This is a genomic window from Pseudomonas sp. NFACC13-1 (genome assembly GCF_900104425.1).
In the GTDB taxonomy this organism is placed as follows: Bacteria; Pseudomonadota; Gammaproteobacteria; order Pseudomonadales; family Pseudomonadaceae; genus Aquipseudomonas; species Aquipseudomonas fluorescens_AA.
In genome coordinates, this window is record NZ_FMXV01000024.1 from 1 (window position 1) to 18002 (window position 18002).

The 18002-nt window shown below is 62.2% G+C and carries 13 protein-coding genes, 1 pseudogene and 1 riboswitch; of the genes and pseudogenes, 7 read left to right on the forward strand and 7 right to left on the reverse strand.

Going from position 1 to position 18002, the window contains the following annotated elements; translation table 11 throughout:
• Positions 1 to 142: 142 nt before the first annotated feature.
• Together BLQ55_RS32980 and BLQ55_RS32985 are read right to left on the reverse strand one after the other, a co-directional pair.
• A complete protein-coding gene (locus BLQ55_RS32980; protein ID WP_371128551.1) occupies positions 143 to 985 on the reverse strand; it encodes a methyl-accepting chemotaxis protein in 843 nt (280 codons plus the stop codon).
• Positions 986 to 1000: 15 nt separating this feature from the next.
• A pseudogene (locus BLQ55_RS32985) lies at positions 1001 to 2281 on the reverse strand (HAMP domain-containing protein); the annotation flags it as partial.
• A gap of 218 nt (positions 2282 to 2499) precedes the next feature.
• On the opposite strand from BLQ55_RS32985, the gene BLQ55_RS23970 reads away from it, so the two are divergent.
• Entirely contained in the window at positions 2500 to 3315 is an 816-nt protein-coding gene (locus BLQ55_RS23970; RefSeq protein ID WP_092205554.1) for a M48 family metallopeptidase, read from the forward strand.
• Positions 3316 to 3424: 109 nt separating this feature from the next.
• Here BLQ55_RS23970 and BLQ55_RS23975 read toward each other — a convergent pair whose 3' ends face one another.
• From BLQ55_RS23975 to BLQ55_RS23985, 3 genes are all read right to left on the reverse strand, one after another.
• A complete protein-coding gene (locus BLQ55_RS23975) occupies positions 3425 to 4009 on the reverse strand; it encodes a TMEM165/GDT1 family protein (RefSeq protein ID WP_092205553.1) in 585 nt (194 codons plus the stop codon).
• A gap of 90 nt (positions 4010 to 4099) precedes the next feature.
• A riboswitch (yybP-ykoY riboswitch) is annotated at positions 4100 to 4220 on the reverse strand.
• A 50-nt stretch (positions 4221 to 4270) separates the two neighbouring features.
• On the reverse strand, positions 4271 to 5269 hold the full coding sequence (locus tag BLQ55_RS23980) for a class I SAM-dependent methyltransferase (RefSeq protein WP_060739144.1): 999 nt from the start codon (positions 5267 to 5269) through the stop codon (positions 4271 to 4273).
• A 45-nt stretch (positions 5270 to 5314) separates the two neighbouring features.
• Positions 5315 to 6280, reverse strand: a complete 966-nt coding sequence (locus tag BLQ55_RS23985) for a 2-hydroxyacid dehydrogenase (protein ID WP_092205551.1) — start codon at positions 6278 to 6280, stop codon at positions 5315 to 5317.
• A 164-nt stretch (positions 6281 to 6444) separates the two neighbouring features.
• Between BLQ55_RS23985 and BLQ55_RS23990 the strand changes: the two genes are divergently transcribed.
• Entirely contained in the window at positions 6445 to 7074 is a 630-nt protein-coding gene (locus BLQ55_RS23990; protein WP_060739142.1) for a LysE family translocator, read from the forward strand.
• A gap of 46 nt (positions 7075 to 7120) precedes the next feature.
• On the opposite strand, the gene BLQ55_RS23995 is transcribed toward BLQ55_RS23990, so the two are convergent.
• Together BLQ55_RS23995 and BLQ55_RS24000 are read right to left on the reverse strand one after the other, a co-directional pair.
• Positions 7121 to 7738: a CatB-related O-acetyltransferase gene (locus BLQ55_RS23995; protein WP_092257578.1), complete on the reverse strand. Its 618-nt coding sequence runs from the start codon at positions 7736 to 7738 to the stop codon at positions 7121 to 7123.
• A complete protein-coding gene (locus BLQ55_RS24000; RefSeq protein ID WP_092257581.1) occupies positions 7735 to 8649 on the reverse strand; it encodes a glycosyltransferase family 2 protein in 915 nt (304 codons plus the stop codon). The genes BLQ55_RS23995 and BLQ55_RS24000 overlap by 4 nt, the downstream gene beginning before the upstream one ends.
• A 269-nt stretch (positions 8650 to 8918) precedes the next feature.
• On the opposite strand from BLQ55_RS24000, the gene BLQ55_RS24005 reads away from it, so the two are divergent.
• The 5 genes from BLQ55_RS24005 (at position 8919) to BLQ55_RS24025 (ending at position 17865) form a co-directional block, all read left to right on the forward strand.
• Positions 8919 to 10601 (forward strand): fatty acid--CoA ligase, encoded by a 1683-nt coding sequence (locus tag BLQ55_RS24005; RefSeq protein ID WP_092257584.1) that lies wholly within the window; start codon positions 8919 to 8921, stop codon positions 10599 to 10601.
• Positions 10602 to 10934: 333 nt separating this feature from the next.
• Positions 10935 to 12791: a DUF1302 domain-containing protein gene (locus BLQ55_RS24010; protein WP_092257587.1), complete on the forward strand. Its 1857-nt coding sequence runs from the start codon at positions 10935 to 10937 to the stop codon at positions 12789 to 12791.
• Between the two features lie 25 nt (positions 12792 to 12816).
• Complete coding sequence (locus BLQ55_RS24015; RefSeq protein WP_092257589.1) at positions 12817 to 14181, forward strand: DUF1329 domain-containing protein; 1365 nt, start codon at positions 12817 to 12819, stop codon at positions 14179 to 14181.
• A gap of 364 nt (positions 14182 to 14545) precedes the next feature.
• Positions 14546 to 17281 (forward strand): winged helix-turn-helix domain-containing protein, encoded by a 2736-nt coding sequence (locus tag BLQ55_RS24020; RefSeq protein WP_092257593.1) that lies wholly within the window; start codon positions 14546 to 14548, stop codon positions 17279 to 17281.
• Positions 17282 to 17364: 83 nt separating this feature from the next.
• Positions 17365 to 17865: a methylated-DNA--[protein]-cysteine S-methyltransferase gene (locus BLQ55_RS24025; protein ID WP_060739135.1), complete on the forward strand. Its 501-nt coding sequence runs from the start codon at positions 17365 to 17367 to the stop codon at positions 17863 to 17865.
• The last annotated feature ends 137 nt before the right edge of the window (positions 17866 to 18002 follow it).

An 18002-nucleotide genomic window follows, 5' to 3' on the forward strand; every position in this document is an offset into this window, starting at 1 on the left:
AGTGTCAGTCACTTTAATGTTGGCTGAACTGACGTCATCGCGAGCAAGCTCGCTCCCACAGTTGTTTTGGGGTGTTCGCATTGTCGGCGTTCCACCGCCAATCCCTTGTGGGAGCGAGCTTGCTCGCGATGGGGTCTTCGGATCAGACCCTGAACTGATTGATCAACCGCCGCTGCTGCTCCGCCAGTTTGGTCAGCCCGGCGCTGGCCGCGCTGGATTCGTCGGCGCCGCTGGCCACTTCGTTCGCCACTTGCCCGATGTTGATCACGTTGCGGTTGATGTCGTCGGCCACAGCGCTTTGTTCCTCGGCAGCACTGGCGATCTGGGTGTTCATGTCGTTGATCACCGACACGGCCTGGGTAATGGTTTCCAGGGCCTGGGCCGCTTTCGCCGCGTGCTGCACGCTTTCATCGGTACGGTGCTGGCTGTCTTCCATCACTTGCACCACGTCCCGGGTGCCTTGTTGCAGCTGCTGAATCATCGCCTGGATTTCTTCGGTCGCTTGCTGAGTCTTCTGCGCCAGGTTGCGCACCTCATCGGCGACCACCGCGAAACCACGGCCTTGTTCACCCGCCCGGGCCGCTTCGATGGCCGCGTTGAGGGCCAGCAGGTTGGTCTGCTCGGCGATCCCGCGGATGGCGGTGAGGATCGCGTTGATGTTCTCGCTGTCCTTGGCCAGGGTCTGCACCACACCCACCGCCTTGCCGATTTCCACGGCCAGGGCGCCAATGGAGGTGGAGGTATCCCGGACGATCTGCATGCCCTGGCTGGCGGCCTGGTCCGCATGACTGGCCGCCTGGGCCGCCTGGGTCGCATTGCGGGCCACGTCCTGGGCGGTGGCGGTCATTTCCTGCACCGCAGTGGCGACCTGATCGATCTCGGACATTTGCTTGTGCACGCCCTGGTTGGTGCGGATCGCAATATCGGCCGTGTGCTCCGATGAATCGCTGACGCTCTGCACCGAAGTCACCACTTGGGTGATCATGCCCTGCAACTTGCTCAGGAAAGTGTTGAAGCCTCTGGCGATCGCCCCCAGCTCATCGGCGCGGTCGCTCACCAGGCGACGGGTCAGGTCGCCTTCGCCCTGGGCGATGTCATCGAGCATCGCCACCATTTGCTTGAGCGGCCGGGCAATGCCATGGCCCACCAGCCAGATCACCAGCAGACCGATGCCGGCAATCACCAGGCCCACCATCGCCATGCCGAAGATATCGGCCTGGCGCTGATGGTCGAGGTCTTGCTGCAAGGCTTGCAGGTCGGCCATGACGGCATTCAGCGGCAACTGCAGCATCAGCGTCCAGCGGGCGTTGGTCTCGCCGATGCCGAACGGCATGTACACCTCGATATGCCCGTGTTCTTCGTCGATGTCGTAGCGCACCTCGCCGACGCCCAGCTTGGCCAGGTTGTCCAATTCGCTGGCATCCAGCAGGTCGCTGGCCTTTTCCCCGAGTTTGCTCGGGTCCTTGGTGAAGGCCACCAGCCGGTTATTGCTCGAGAGCAGGGCCATTTCCCCGGCGCCGTCGTACAGCTTGCCATCGGCGGCCACGAGCATGTCCTGGATGAAGTTCACCGACAGATCGGCGCCGACGATGCCCTGGAACTTGCCATCGATCATGATCGGTTCGATGAACGAGGCGAGCATGGTCATCGTACTGCCGACGCGATAGGGCGCCGGGTCGATCACGCAGGCTTTCTTGCTGTCCTGGGAGCACAGGTAGTACTCACTGGCGCGGATGCCGGTGGAGAGCAGTTTCTGGTCGGTCACGTCGGCGAGTTTTTCCAGGCCCAGGGAGCCGTCCTGGTTGCGAAACCACCACGGCAGGAAACGCCCGTTGGTTTCCATGCCCACCACCGGGCTGTTCACATAGTTGGCGTCGTCGTGGTCGATGGCGTTCGGCTCCCAGGCGATGTAGGCGCCGAGGATCTTCGGGTTGCGCACCACGGTTTCCCGCAGCAGGCTGATCATTTGCTCACGGGGCACCTTCAGTTGCGGGTTGCCGTCCGCGCCGTTGATGCCCATCAAGGCGTTCGTGGTGGCCAGGCCGCGGGCGAGCAGCAGCGGGGCTTCCAGTTCCCGTTGGATCAGGCTGGCCTGGGTGCGCGCCAGGGCACTGAGGCGTTGTTCGATGAGTTGCTCGAACTGCGCCTTGGTGCGCTGTTGCACCATCTCCTGGGTGCGGGCGCCGGCAAACAGCGCGTACAGCACAAGGGCGCCAACCACACTGAGCACGATGGCACCGGCCAGGGCGGCCACGGAAAACTGGATCGATTTGAATTTCATAAAGGCTCCGGGCGCGGAAATGACGTCTGGGATCTTTATCGGCGTTTCTGTGGCACGGCATGAGGCGCTGTTCGTCGGGTGACTCTAATAGCTGCGTGGGTGTCGCAAATGGATGCGGTGGGATCTGTCCGAAAAAACGCTAATCCCTCGTTGTGTATCTGGCGCCGATACAAATCAAGGCCTAGGATACGCCCACGTTTCCAGGGAGCTTCTTTTACATGAACAAGATATTGATGGTGAGTGCTCTGAGCGCCGCGCTGCTGCTCGCCGGTTGTCAGTCGGTCAACACCACCAGCGGCGGAGCCGTGGGTGTGGAACGCAAGCAGTACATGTTCAGCATGCTGTCGACCGACGAGGTCAACCAGATGTACGCCCAGTCCTATCAAAAGACGATGGGTGAGGCCAAAGCCCAGGGTGCACTGGACAAGACCAGCAACGATGCCAAGCGCATCCAGGTCATTGCCGATCGCTTGATTGCCCAGGCGCCGGTGTTCCGCCCGGATTCGGCACAGTGGAACTGGGAAGTGAACCTGATCAAGAGCGATGAACTCAACGCCAATTGTGGCCCTGGCGGCAAAATCATGTTCTACACCGGCCTGATCGACCAGTTGAAGCTGACCGACGCTGAAATCGCCGCGATCATGGGCCACGAAATCGCCCACGCCCTGCGTGAGCACGGGCGCGAAGCGATGTCCAAGGCCTATGGCATCGAGATGGCCAAGCAGGGCGCCGGTGCCTTGTTCGGCCTTGGCCAGGACAGCCTGGCATTGGCCGACACCGTCGCCAACTACGGCATGACCTTGCCCAACAGCCGTGGCAACGAGAACGAAGCCGACCTGATCGGCCTCGAACTGGCCGCCCGCGCCGGCTACGACCCGAATGCGGCGATCACCTTGTGGAACAAGATGGCCAAGGCTTCGGAAGGCGCGCCGCCGGAATTCATGAGCACCCACCCGTCGTCGAGCAGTCGTATCGCTTCGTTGCAAGCGGCGATTCCGAAGGTGATGCCGCTGTATCAGCAAGCCAAGAAATAAGCATTGTCATGCGGTGAGGCTGCCGGCCTCATCGCGAGCAAGCTCGCTCCCACAATGATCTGTAGCCTCTGTGGGAGCGAGCTTGCTCGCGATGAACGATGACGCAGTATCAAACCCACCCGCTACTCTGCATCGCCTTGTATACCGCCACGATCGCCAGGACGAAGAACGCCAAGGCGGCCAGGCGGCGTATCAGGGTCAGGGGCAGCTTCTCGGCGGCGAAATTGCCCGCCAGGACCACCGGCACGTTGGCAATCAACATGCCCACGGTGGTGCCGATGATCACCAGCCACAACTCCGGGTATTGCGCGGCGAGCATCACCGTGGCGATCTGGGTCTTGTCGCCGATTTCCGCCAGGAAGAACGCAATCAGTGTGGTCAGGAACGGGCCGAACCGGCGGGCCGTGTTGGCTTCTTCATCGTCCAGTTTGTCCGGGACGAGGGTCCACAGTGCCGTGGCCGTGAAGCTGGCCGCCAATATCCAGTGCAGGACCGCGTTGGAGAAAAAGCCGCTGACCCAGGCGCCGACCGCGCCGGCCGCCGCATGGTTGGCCAGGGTCGCGGCAACGATGCCGGCGATGATCGGCCAGGGTTTGCGAAAGCGAGCCGCCAGGATGAGCGCGAGCAATTGCGTCTTGTCGCCGATTTCGGCCAGCGCAACGATCGCCGTAGGTACGAGAAGTGAGTCCAGCATCAGGGATTTCCTAAAGGGGCGGGTCGACACGGCTATGACACGTACAGCCTTCCCGCCCCGGGTAAGGTGTGCGTGTCATAGGTCTTGTCAAACCCAGCGACCATCTGCGTGGACGCTTGGGCCGCATACGCCATGGTCTGCTGACCAAGTATGTTGACGTATGCCGGGCGAGCATGGCGCTCGCGGGAGACTACTCCCCTAGGACGGAGCGGATTCTGCCTAGGCAAATCCGATTGAGCAAGCACTGTTTCCTAAAAAACTTCAACCGCGCTTGGCCCGGTAGATGCGAAAGCCCTGGCCTTCGGCCTTGATCGCGCAGACGCCCAAGTGCTCCTCGATCAGCGGCTGGTACTTGAGGAAGCTATTGGCAACCAGCCGAAGTTCGCCACCGTTTTTCAGATGTTTGGCCGCTTTTCGCAGCAGGTTTTCCGTGGCGTGGTAATCGGTGTGCACGCCGACATGGAACGGCGGGTTGCTCAGGATCGCGCTCAGACCCATCGGTGCGGCGTCGATGCCATCACCGGTCAATACTTCGGCTTCCAGGCCATTGGCGGCCAGGGTCAGGCGACTGCTGGCGGCAGCGAATGCGTCCACGTCCAACAGGGTGACGGTGTTGTGCGGATAGCGCCGCTTGACTGCGGCTCCCAGCACCCCGGCACCGCAGCCGAAGTCGAGCAAGTGTCCGCTGGGCAGTTTATCCAGGTGTTCCAACAGCAGCGCACTGCCGCGGTCCAGGCGACCGTGGCTGAACACTCCCGGCAGACTGATGACCTTCAGCGGGCCTTCGGCCAGGGGCAGTTCGTAGGTCTGGGCCAGGCTTTCCAGGGGCTTGGCCTCGGGCGCGTTGGCCACAGTGACCTGCCACAGCTGGCAGTGCCGGGCGCTGTCGAGCTTGCGCGGCTTGCCGAACGGGTTGAGCTGCTTGGATGCCCCTTCGATGCCGCTGCGTTTTTCCCCCACCAGGTACACCTCGCGCCCGGCCAGGCGCGCCGCCACGGCATTGAGGAGGTAGTCGGTCAGGTCCTTGGCCTTGGGCAGGAACACCACGGCGGTGTCGAACGCACGCTCGGGCACGGTCACGCCAAAGTGGCTGCGCTCGGGGAAACGAGCGTCCAGCGCCGCCTGGTCGCCGGCATGCCAGCACCAGCCATGGGCCTCTGGCAGACGGCCGAGCAGATCGTCGGCGGGCAGGCCGGCCAACAACACCGAACCCTGGAATAACTCGGCCTGACGAAGCAGTACTTCACTGCGCGGATCCATGGTCTGCTCCTTGATAAAGCGGGTAAAAAAAAGTGCCGCAGTTTATCAACTGACGACACGCCGCGCTGTACCGCTGAAAAAGCCCTGGGCGTTTTCGCTCATTTGGCCGACGATCCGTTGCCGCGCTTCGCGGCTGCCCCAGGCGTTGTGTGGGGTGACGATCAACCGTGGGATATCGCCGGCCAGCAGCGGGTTGCCTTGGGTCGGCGGTTCCACGCTGAGCACGTCGGTGGCGGCGCCTCCCAAGTGACCGCTGCGCAGTGCCTCGGCCAGGGCCTGTTCGTCGATCAACCCGCCACGGGCGGTATTGATCACGAATGCGCCGGGCTTGAGCAGCGCCAGTTCGCGGGCGCCGATCAAGTTCCGGGTGTGCTCGTTGAGCGGGCAGTGCAGGGTCAGGGCATCGACTTGCGGCAACAATTGCTCCAGCGGCAAGCGGTCGGGCCGGGCCGGGCGCCCCGGGATCTGCCCCAGCAGCACGCGCATGCCAAAGGCTTCGGCCAGCCGCCCGACGGCACTGCCCAATTCGCCGTGGCCGAGCAAGCCCAGGGTCTTGCCTTCCAGCTCGACAATCGGATAGTCCAGCAGGCAGAACTGCGAAGCCTGCTGCCAGCGACCTTCCCCCACCGCTTTTTGATAATCGGCCAGGCGCGTCGCCAGGTTCAGCAACAGCATGAGGGTGTGCTGGGCCACCGACGGCGTGCCGTAGCCCTGGCAATTGCACACTGTGATGCCGTGGTGACGGGCGGCCGCCAGGTCGACATTATTGGTACCCGTGGCACTGATCAGGACCAGCTTCAGCTCAGGGCTGGCCGCCATGGCCTGGGCATCGATCACGATTTTGTTGGTGATTGCCACCGTGGCGCCCTTGAGCCGCTCGATGACCTGGTCCGGCGTGGTCCGGGCGAACAGTTGCAGTTCGCCGAAGCAACTGCGCAACGGGTTCAGGTCCAGGTCGCCGAGGTCCAGGGAAGGGTGGTCGAGGAAAACGGCGCGGGCGGTGTTCGTCATCAGCTGTACCTTTTATGTCAAGAACCGAAGGCGTAATGTGGCGAGCCTATCAGATGGTTTGTTGCTTTGGTCTGGCGCGATATTGGGGGTCATGAGGAACCTCACATGTCCACTCTCCAAAAAGTTGATGTTCGTTTCGAGATTGAGTTAGCCAAGGAGCCTCTATGTACCTCACCGAATTTCTCACCGTCGCCCTGATCCACTTGCTGGCTGTTGCCAGCCCCGGGCCGGATTTTGCCGTGGTGGTGCGCGAAAGCGTAACCCACGGCCGGCGCGCTGGGACCTGGACGGCGCTGGGCGTCGGCACGGCGATTTTCCTGCACGTGGGGTATTCGTTGCTGGGTATCGGCCTGATCGTGTCGCAATCGATCGTGCTGTTCAACGCACTGAAGTGGGCCGCCGCCGCGTACCTGCTGTACATCGGCTTCAAGGCACTGCGGGCGCAACCGGCCAAGCCGGCCGAGGAAAACCTGCACAAGGAGGTCGGTGAGCGGACCGCCCGCGGCGCGTTCATTTCGGGGTTTGTCACCAATGGCCTGAACCCCAAGGCGACATTGTTTTTCCTGTCGCTGTTCACCGTGGTGATCAACCCGCACACGCCGTTGGCGATCCAGGCCGGTTACGGCGTGTACCTGGCGGTGGCGACGGCTGTCTGGTTCTGCCTGGTGGCGCTGTTGTTCAGCCAGCAACGGGTGCGCGCCGGTTTCGCGCGCATGGGCCACTGGTTCGACCGGACCATGGGCGCGGTGCTCGTCGCCATCGGGGTGAAGCTGGCGTTTACCGAGGCGCACTGACCGCTCTGGTCTTTCTTCTGATCGCTTCCATGCGGGTGTGGGGCGATCAATGCCGTTGGCGGGCGTAATCCAGAAAAGCGTCGATGTTGTCACTGCACAGCAGCGGTGACACCGCCTTGACCTCTTCCATCGGCCATTCCCACCAGGCCGACTCCAGCAGGGCCTGACGCACCGGCTCCTCGAAGCGCCAGCGAATGAGCCGGCACGGGTTGCCGCCCACCATGGCGTAAGGCTCGACATCGCGTGTCACCACCGCGCCGGCGGCCACCACGGCGCCATGGCCGATGGTCACGCCCGACAGGATCATCGCGTCAGCGCAGATCCAGCAGTCGCTGCCAATCACCACGTCGCCCTTGGTCGGGTTGCTGCCGGGAATGTCCCGGGCTTCATCGATCATCAGTGGGAATGGGAACGTGCTGACCCAGTCGGTGCGATGCCCGCCGCCCAACAGGATCTTCACCCCTTCGGCGATCGACGTATAGGAACCGACCTTGAGGACCGTGTCGTCGCCGAACTCCATCACCTCGGGAATGCCATAGGTGCCCACTCCGACCTGGTATTTCGGATAGCGCAGACGGATTTTTTCGGGTGCTCGTTCGAGTTTTTCCAGGCGCTTGAGGTGCTTTCGTACTTTGCGTTCCTTGAGTTTTTGCAAGAACTTCATGATCGGGACCTTGTCATCGGCAATCGCAAAACCAGTCGCTTGAGGCGTTTGAAACTGGTTTTGTTCCAGTGGCGCCAAGGGATGCTGCGCAACAGTTGCCAGGCTTCTTTCCGGTCTTCGACCACGGCGTACTTCAGCGCTTTGTGCACCAGCACCGTGCGGGCCGACTCGTAGGCGGGGTGGTCCCGATAGGGCTCGATGGCCTGCAGGTCCGTCTTGAGCATCAAGCGGTATTTCCTCGACAGGTTATTGGGGTGGCGTCGATAGCGCGTGACGCAGATCGGCAGTTCATGGATTTCATAACCCTGGCGGGCGATCCGCAGGGTGATCTGGAAATCCTGGACCCTTAGCTGCGGATCGTAAAAACCGGCGTCCCGCAGGGCGCTCATGCGATACAGGGCCGTGGGCGCGCCGATGACCGCGGCGTTGCGCAGCAGGCCATCGAAGGTGTGCACCTGGATGTGGTCGCGCTGTTGCTCCTTGATGGTCCGGCCATCGCTGTCGATGTAGATGACCAGCGCGCCGACACAGCCCACCTGTGGGTGTTCGTCCAGGTATTGGGCGCGGACCCGGATCGAATGGGGCAGCATCACATCGTCAAGGTCCGGGGTGGCGACATACGTGCCCTTGGCATATTTCAGCCCGTGGTTGAGTGCCGCGCTCACACCCTGGTTCTCCTGGGAGTAGAGCTGGAAAGGGTAGGTTTGCTGCAACTGCTGGAGCATGGCCAGGCTGTCGTCGGTGGAGCCGTCGTCGACCACGATGACCTCCACGTTCCGGTAATCCTGGGCAAAGAGGCTGTGGATCGCCTCTTCCAAGTATTTCCCGGCGTTGTAGCAAGGGGCCACGATCGACACAAGCGGAGCATCTTGAGGCGCGGTGGCCTGGGAAGAGGTCAGTTCGTTGTTCATTATTTTCTGTCAAAAAGTGGTGGCATGCTGAAGACCTGCCAGGGCATTTTCCCCATAGGCTTTTGTAGCAAGCGTGATACCTATGCTCGCTGTTAGATACCGATCTGACAAGTTTGATTGTGCGATGCTTGCGAAACCTGGGGGCGAGGTGGCTCAAGGCTAGTATTTGCACGCGGATCAAATCATTCCTTTGGCTGATTTGATCCGTGTATAAGCGCTCTAGAGTGCTTGCTTCCAGCCAAGACCGTGCAGTCAGAAAAGGGACTCTTATGTTGCAGACTCGCGTTATTCCTCCAGCCGAAGGCGCCTATCAATACCCGCTGCTGATCAAGCGGCTGCTGATGTCCGGCACGCGTTACGAGAAAACCCGCGAGATCGTCTACCGTGACCAGTTGCGCTACAGCTATCCGACGCTGATCGAACGGGTCGCGCGCCTGGCCAACGTGTTGACCGAGGCGGGGGTCAAGGCCGGCGATACCGTGGCGGTGATGGACTGGGACAGCCATCGCTACCTGGAATGCATGTTCGCGATCCCGATGATCGGCGCGGTGATCCACACCATCAACGTGCGCCTGTCACCGGAGCAGATCGTCTACACCATGAACCACGCCGAGGACCGCTTCGTGCTGGTCAACAGCGAGTTCGTCGGCTTGTACCAGGCGATAGCCGGGCACCTGACCACGGTGGACAAGACCCTGCTGCTGACCGACCTGCCGGAAAAAACCGCCGACCTGCCGAACCTGGTGGGTGAATACGAGCAATTGCTGGCCGCTGCGGCGCCCGCCTACGACTTTCAGGATTTCGACGAAAACTCCGTCGCCACCACGTTCTACACCACCGGCACCACCGGCAACCCCAAGGGCGTGTACTTCACCCATCGGCAACTGGTGCTGCACACCATGGGCGTGGCGACCATCATGGGGTCCATCGACAGCGTGCGGCTGCTGGGCACCAACGACGTGTACATGCCGATCACGCCGATGTTCCATGTCCATGCCTGGGGCCTGCCCTACGTGGCGACCATGCTCGGGCTCAAGCAGGTCTATCCGGGTCGCTACGATCCCGAGTTCCTGGTCCAGCTGTGGCGCAAGGAAAAGGTCACCTTTTCCCATTGCGTGCCAACCATCCTGCAAATGGTCCTCAATGCCAAGGGCGCCCAGGACACCGACTTCGGTGGCTGGAAGATCGTCATCGGCGGCAGTGCCCTGAATCGCAGCCTGTACGAAGCGGCCAAGGCGCGGGGCATCCAGCTCACCGCCGCCTACGGCATGTCGGAAACCGGCCCGCTGGTGTCCTGTGCCCACCTCAACGACGAATTGATGGCCGGCAGCGAGGACGAGCGCACCACCTACCGGATCAAGGCCGGCGTGCCGGGGCCGCTGGTGGAGGCGGCGATTGTCGACGCCGAGGGACGGTTCCTGCCCGCCGATGGCGAGACCCAGGGCGAACTGGTGCTGCGCGCGCCGTGGCTCACCGAGGGTTATTTCAACGAGCCGCACAAGGGCGCCGAACTCTGGGCCGGCGGCTGGCTGCACACCGGCGACGTCGCCACGCTGGACAACATGGGCTTCATCGACATCCGCGACCGCATCAAGGACGTGATCAAGACCGGTGGCGAATGGATCTCCTCCCTGGACCTGGAAGACCTCATCAGCCGGCATGCGGGGGTACGCGAAGTAGCAGTGGTCGGCATTCCCGATCCGCAGTGGGGCGAGCGGCCGTTTGCCTTGCTGGTGGTTCGAGAAGGGCATGAGATTGGGGCTCGCGAACTCAAGGAGCACCTCAAGCCGTTCGTCGAGCTGGGGCATTTGAGCAAGTGGGCGATCCCGAGCCAGATCGCCCTTGTTACGGAAATTCCCAAGACCAGCGTCGGCAAGCTCGACAAGAAGCGTATCCGCGTCGACATCACCGAATGGCAAAGCAACAACAGCACCTTCCTGTCCACGCTTTAGGCCTTTTTGCCGTGCCCGAAAGGGCACGGCAGCCCCACCAAGCAAGCGCTTGCCTTGTCAAACCGCAAATTTCAGCCATCCTTGCCGTGCCGACATCTGTCGGCCTGGCGAAAGGACTGTTCCAGAGTGGTCGCGGGCTGCAAATCACACTTTAGAGGGATCAAGCCGTACTACCTGCTGGCTATAGTCCGCTCACGGATTCTCAAGAACGGGGCGCACGCACGAAAGGGCGATGCGACTTCGACGGATGTCGGGACGCTGCCGCTCTCCCTGCCGTCGAGGTGTTTTTGAAATGTCCCTTGCCATAACAATAATGCACATGGAGTAGCGTCGATGACCTCAGCAACCACGTTCTGGCGCCGGGCAAAACTGCCTCTGGCGGTCAGTCTCGCCTCTTCGCTCGCCGGGCCAGCATTCGGCGTCAGTTTCAACATCGGTGAAATCGAAGGCCAGTTCGACTCGTCCCTGTCGGTCGGCGCGAGCTGGTCCACGGCCAAGGCCAACCGGGATCTGATCGGTGTCAACAATGGCGGCAAGGGCTTGTCGCAGACCTCCGATGACGGTCACTTGAACTTCAAGCGAGGGGAAACCTTCTCGAAGATCTTCAAGGGCATCCATGACCTGGAACTGAAGTACGGCGATACCGGCGTGTTCGTGCGGGGCAAGTACTGGTACGACTTCGAACTCAAGGACGAAAATCGCCTGTACAAGGACATCAGCGACAGCAACCGCAAGGAAGGCGCCAAGTCCTCCGGCGGGCAGATCCTCGATGCGTTCGTCTACCACAACTATTCCATTGCCGATCAGCCAGGCTCCGTGCGTTTGGGCAAGCAGGTGGTCAGCTGGGGTGAAAGCACGTTCATCCAGGGCGGCATCAACTCCATCAACCCGGTCGACGTATCCGCGTTCCGTCGTCCTGGCGCCGAGATCAAGGAAGGCCTGATCCCGGTCAACATGTTCTACGTGTCCCAGAGCCTGACCGACAACCTCTCGGCCGAGGCGTTCTACCAGATTGAATGGGACCAGACCGTGGTGGATAACTGCGGTACGTTCTTCTCCCAGCCGGATGTGATTGCTGATGGGTGCACCGATAACCTGCGGGTGCTGAACAAGCGTTCAAGCATTCCGTTCCCGGGCATCGTTCTCCCGATATTGGAAGGCCAGGGTGTCGACATCAACGAAGAAGGTGTACTGGTACGGCGTGGCCCGGACCGTGATGCTCGCGACAGCGGCCAGTGGGGCGCGTCGTTGAAGTACATGTTCGAGCCGCTGGACACCGAGTTCGGTGCGTACTTCATGAACTACCACAGCCGTGCGCCGATTTTCAGTGCCCAGGGGGCTGCGCAGCAGTTCTACACCGCGGGGCCAATCGCGGCACTGCGTCCCCTGATCGTGGCGGGTAACTCCAACTACTTCGTCGAATACCCGGAGGATATCCGCCTCTATGGCCTGAGTTTCTCCACGACACTGCCTACCGGTACGGCGTGGAGCGGTGAGATCAGCTATCGGCCGAATGCACCGGTGCAACTGAGCACCACTGACATTCTCTTCGCCGGTGTGACGCCACTTCCCGGATTTGGTAATGCATCGGTGCTCCAGGGCACGCCGGGCCAGGACCTGCACGGCTATAGCCGTAAAGAGATCACTCAGTTCCAGACCACCTTCACGCACTTCCTCGATCAAGTCATGGGCGCCAGCCGCCTGACCCTGGTGGGTGAAATCGGGGTGACCCATGTCGGTGGCCTGGAAAGCAAATCCGATGCTCGCTATGGCCGTGATCCGGTGTTCGGGCCGGGTGAACTGCCCAACGGTTTCTGTAACTCCCTCAATACGTCCACTGCGACGGGGGGCGGCCAGACCATCAACGACGTCAACAGCAACTGCAACAACGACGGCTTCACCACCTCCACGTCCTGGGGCTACCGCGCTCGCGCCATCTGGGAATACCCGGATGTGTTCGCTGGCGTGAACCTCAAGCCCAACGTGGCCTGGTCCCATGACGTCAAGGGTTACTCGCCGGGCCCTGGCGGCAACTTCGAAGAAGGCCGCAAGGCCGTCAGCCTCGGGCTGGATGCCGAGTACCAGAACACCTACAACGCCAGCCTGGCCTACACCAACTTCTTTGGTGGCGACTTCAGCACCGTGGATGATCGTGACTTCCTGGCGCTCAGCGTCGGCGTGACCTTCTAAGCACCGTATTTCAGGACGACACACTATGAAAATAACAAAGAATCTGTTGCAGGTCGGTGTCTTGGGGCTATCCCTGCTGGCCGCCAGCGTCATGGCGGCAGTGCCTGCGGCCGAGGCCGACAAGCTGGGCAAGAGCCTGACGCCGATGGGCGCCGAGATGGCTGGCAACGCCGACGGCTCGATCTCGGCCTGGAAACCCATGGCCAAGAACGCCGCTGCCGTGGACAGCAAGGGCTTCCTGGCCGACCCGTTCCCGACTGAAAAGCCGCTGTTCACCATCACTGCGCAGAACGTCGAGCAGTACAAGGACAAACTCGCCCCGGGCCAGTACGCGATGTTCAAGCGCTACCCGGAAACCTTCAAGATGCCGGTCTACCCGACCCATCGCGGCGCCACCGTGCCGGACGAGGTATTCGCCTCCATCAAGAAGAATGCGGTCAACACCAAGCTGGTCTCCGGCGGCAACGGCCTGGAGAACTTCGAGACGGCCGTGCCGTTCCCGATTCCCCAGAGCGGCGTCGAAGTCATCTGGAACCACATCACCCGCTATCGCGGCGGCAGCGTGACGCGCCTGGTCACCCAGGCCACCCCACAGCCCAACGGTTCGTACAGCCTGGTGTATTTCCGCGACCAGTTCGTGTTCCGCGACAAAATGAAGGATTTCGATCCGGCCAACCCTGGCAACATCCTGTTCTACTTCAAGCAACAAGTGACCGCGCCGGCGCGCCTGGCCGGTGGCGTGCTGCTGGTGCACGAGACCCTCGACCAAGTGAAGGAGCCGCGTTCGGCATGGGTCTACAACGCTGGCCAGCGCCGTGTGCGCCGTGCCCCGCAAGTGTCCTACGACGGTCCGGGTACGGCGGCCGACGGCCTGCGTACCTCCGACAACCTGGACATGTACAACGGCGCACCGGACCGCTACGACTGGAAGCTGGAAGGCAAGAAAGAGCTGTACATCGCCGCCAACAGCTACAGGATCGATTCGCCGCAACTCAAGTACGCCGACATCATCAAGGCCGGCCACATCAACCAGGACCTGACCCGCTACGAGCTGCGTCGCGTCTGGCATGTGACCGCGACCCTGAAGGAAGGCCAGCGTCACATCTACGCCAAGCGTGACTTCTACATCGACGAAGACACCTGGCAAGCCGCGGTGATCGACCACTACGACGGTCGTGGCCAACTGTGGCGCGTGGCCGAGGCCCATGCCGAGAACTACTACGACAAGCAAGTGCCGTGGTACGCCCTGGAAACCCTCTACGACCTGCAGTCCGGCCGCTACCTGGCGCTGGGCATGAAGAACGAAGAAAAATCGGCCTACGACTTCGGCTTCACCGCCACCACCGCCGACTTCACCCCGAACGCACTGCGTCAGGACGGCATCCGCTAAACCGCTCCACCCGAGGCCGCATCCTCGAAACAACGCCCCGACTGGTTCGGGGCGTTTTTTTTGTTCGAGCAGTCAACACAAAACCCTGTGGCGAGGGGATTTATCCCCGCTGGGCTGCGAAGCAGCCCCAAAAAGCTTGAAGGCTATCCGGCTGATGTTCAGAGGTAGAGGTCTGAGGGGGCCGCTTCGCGACCCAGCGGGGATAAATCCCCTCGCCACAGAAGTGATGCCACACGCCTTTCAGGTTGAATCGACTTGTAGTCTTTTTGTAGCCATTTGTAGCACTCCCTTCAATACCTCCTCGTTTACCGCTAGTCTGCGGACATCTGCAACGCCGCCACCCGCATTCCTACAAGAGCCGGCCATGACTGATTTGTCTTCACTTCCGGATTCTGCCCGCGCAGCCATCGCGGTACAGGACGGGCGTTTCTACCGCCCGCCCTTGCCCGACGGCCATGTCGCGCGGCCGCGGTTGTGCGAGCGTTTGGCCGCTGGGCTTGGGGGCAGGTTGCTGTTGGTCAGTGCCCCGGCGGGGTTCGGTAAAAGCTCCCTGGCGGTGGAGTTCTGCCAGAGCCTGCCGGCCCATTGGCAAAGCCTCTGGCTGGGGCTCAGTGCCCGGGACAACGATCCGGGGCGTTTCCTGGAGCGCTTGCTCGAAGGGCTCCAGGCGTTTTTCCCGCAGCTGGGTGGCCGGGCACTGGGGCTGCTGAAAATGCGCCAGCGCCATCAACCCTTTGCCTTCGAAGAATGGCTCGATGGTTTGCTGGACGAATTGTCCGCCCACTTATCGCCCCGCAATCCCTTGTTGCTGGTCCTCGACGATTACCACCTGGCCCAAAGCCCGGTGCTGGATCGCTGCCTGCAATTTTTCCTCAATCACCTGCCCGACGGTTTGCTGGTACTCGTCACCAGCCGCCAGCGCCCGGAGTGGCACCTGGCGCGCCTGCGCCTGTCGCGACAATTGCTCGAACTCAACGAGCAAGACCTGCGCCTGACCCATGACGAAGCCTTGACCCTGCTCCAGCATCACAGCAGCTCGTTGCGCGGCGAGGCGCTGGAAAACCTCATCCAGCGCAGTGAAGGCTGGGTGGCCGGGCTGCGGTTCTGGTTGCTGGCCGCCTCCGAGGCCGGCAGCGAAGGCCTGCTGCCCCAGGCTCTGCACGGTGGGGAAGGGCTGATCCGCGATTACCTGCTCGAGGAAGTCATCGATTGCCTGCCCGCCGAGGTGCAGGCGTTCCTCTACGACACGGCCCCTCAGGAACGCTTTTGCAGCGCGCTGTGCGATGCCGTGCGCGAAGCTCATGACAGTGGCGAAATCCTGCGTTACCTGGCGGCTCACCAAGTCTTCCTGGTGCCGCTGGACGAACACGGTCACTGGTATCGTTATCACCACTTGTTTTCCGACCTGCTGCGCAGTCGCCCCAGCGCGCCGGCCATGGTCCCGGCCGCGACCCTGCACCTGCGGGCCTGTCGCTGGTTCAACGCCCAGGGCCTGATCGACGAAGCCGTGGAACAGGCGCTGCGGGCCGGGCACCTGGACGTGGCGGCGAACCTGGTGCAGAACCTTTCGGAGGAGCAACTGCTGGCCGAGCAGAACGTCGGCATGTTGCTGCGCTGGAAAATGGATTTGCCCGACAGCCTGCTCATCAGCACGCCGCGACTGATCGTGCTCTACAGCTGGGCATTGGGCCTGGCCTGTCAATTGGACGCCGCCGAAGAGCTGGCCGCGCACTTGAGTCGCTTCCTGCCCGCCCCTTCGGCCACCGCGCAAAAATCCATGCTCGCCCAATGGCTGGCCCTGAGCGGCATCGTCGCCCGTGGCCGCGGCGATCGCGAGGCTACCTTGCGTTATTGCAGCGAAGCCCTGGAGAGCCTGCCGCAAAAACGCTACGGCCAAAGGCTGATGTGCCTGTCCACCTTGTCGAACCTGGCGATTGCCGACGGCGACCTGTGGCGAGCCCGGAACCTGAACCGCGACTCCCTTGAGCTGGCGCAGCGGGTTGGCAACCCATTGTTCGAGGCCCTGGCCCATTACGACCGTGCCCGGGTCTTGCAGGCGCGGGGGGAAATCCTGCGGGCGCTGGACGAGGTGCACCAGGGCCTGCAACGTTTGCACAAACTATCGCCCCAGCGGCTTTATGCGGTGCGGGCGCGGTTGATCATGTACGAGGGTTTCCTGCTGACCTTGCGCATGCAACCCCAGGTCGGCCTGGCGCGGTTGCAGGCAGGCCTCACCGAAGCCCGCGCCTGTCGCGACATCAGCGTGCTGATCGGCCATTGCGTGATCGCCCGTATCGAGGGTCATGGCGGCGAGTTCGCCCGGGCCTTTGCCGAACTGGCTGAAGCCGAGCGCCTGATGCACATCTGGGACGTTCCGCCGATCTACTACCTGGCAATGATTACCTTGGTCAAATGCGAACTCTGGCTGGCCCAGGGGCGCACCGACCTGGCCGAAGCCTGGCTGGCCCGCTTGGGCCAGACCTACACGGGCGAACGGGCCGCCGCGCCGCCGGAATTCCACCCGCAATTGCCGCTGCATGTCGAATTGCAGCAGGCGGTGCTGGAATCCATCCGGGGTCAACCGATGCTTGCCGAAGGGCGACTCGATGCCCTGCTTGAACACGGCCAGCAAACCGGCCGGCAAATGCTCAGCGTGATGGCCCTCAACCAGAAGGTCGCCTTGCTGTTGAGCGTCGGCCGTGAGCCCGAAGCCCGCCGTACCCTGGCCCAAGCTTTCGAAGCCGCCAGCGGCGGCGTGTTGCAGCCCTTCGAGTGGTTGTTTGGCAAGCACTGTGAATGGTTTCGCGAACAACTGCTGCACGCACCGCCCAGCACGTTGCGCGAACATCTGCTCGAGCGCCTGCCCTCGACGGTGGTCCAGCCTGTCGACCCGGCGGCACCTGTCGAAACCCTCAGCAGTCGCGAGCGGGCGGTGTTGCAACTGATTGCCCAGGGCTGTTCGAACCAGGAGATCAGCGAGCAATTGTTCATCTCGCTGCACACCGTCAAGACCCACGCCAGCCACATCAACAGCAAACTCGGCGTCGAGCGCCGCACCCAGGCGGTGGCGCGGGCGAAGGCGTTGGGGTTGTTGGGCTGAGCAAGGTTTTGGGGGCGGTGAGAAAAAACTGTGGCGAGGGAGTAAGCTTTCTTGCCACAAAGGCTTTGACAAGGAATCCCTCGATGTTGCCTCTGTACAAAACCATCCCATCCCCCGTCGGCCAGTTGATCCTCGTCGCCCGGGAGACAAGACTGGCGGCCATCCTGTGGGAAAACGAGCGGCTCAACCGGGTGCGCCTGGGGCCTTTGGAAGAAGACACCCAGCATCCGGTCCTCAAGGAAACCGAACGTCAGTTGCTGGAGTATTTCGCCGGTCAGCGCCGCCGTTTCGAATTGGAGCTGGACTTTGCCGGCACTGATTTCCAGGTCCGAGTGTGGCACGCACTGCTGACCATCCCCTTCGGTGAAACCCGCAGCTACCGCGACATCGCCGTCCAGATCGGCCAACCGACAGCGGTCCGGGCGGTCGGCGCCGCCAACGGTCGCAACCCCATCTCGATCATCGCCCCGTGCCACCGCGTCATCGGCAGCTCCGGCAGCCTCACCGGCTTCGCTGGCGGCCTGGCGGCCAAGCAATTACTGCTCAGCCTCGAAGGCCAGCAGACCCTGCAGTTGGCGTTCTGACTGCCACCTCCCTGTGTGACTGCAGATTTTGCATCCATCCCAATCCCCTGTGGGAGCGAGCCTGCTCGCGAAAGCGGAGTGTCAGCTTGCCTAGGTGCTGGCTGTGCCGTCGTCATCGCGAGCAAGCTCGCTCCCAC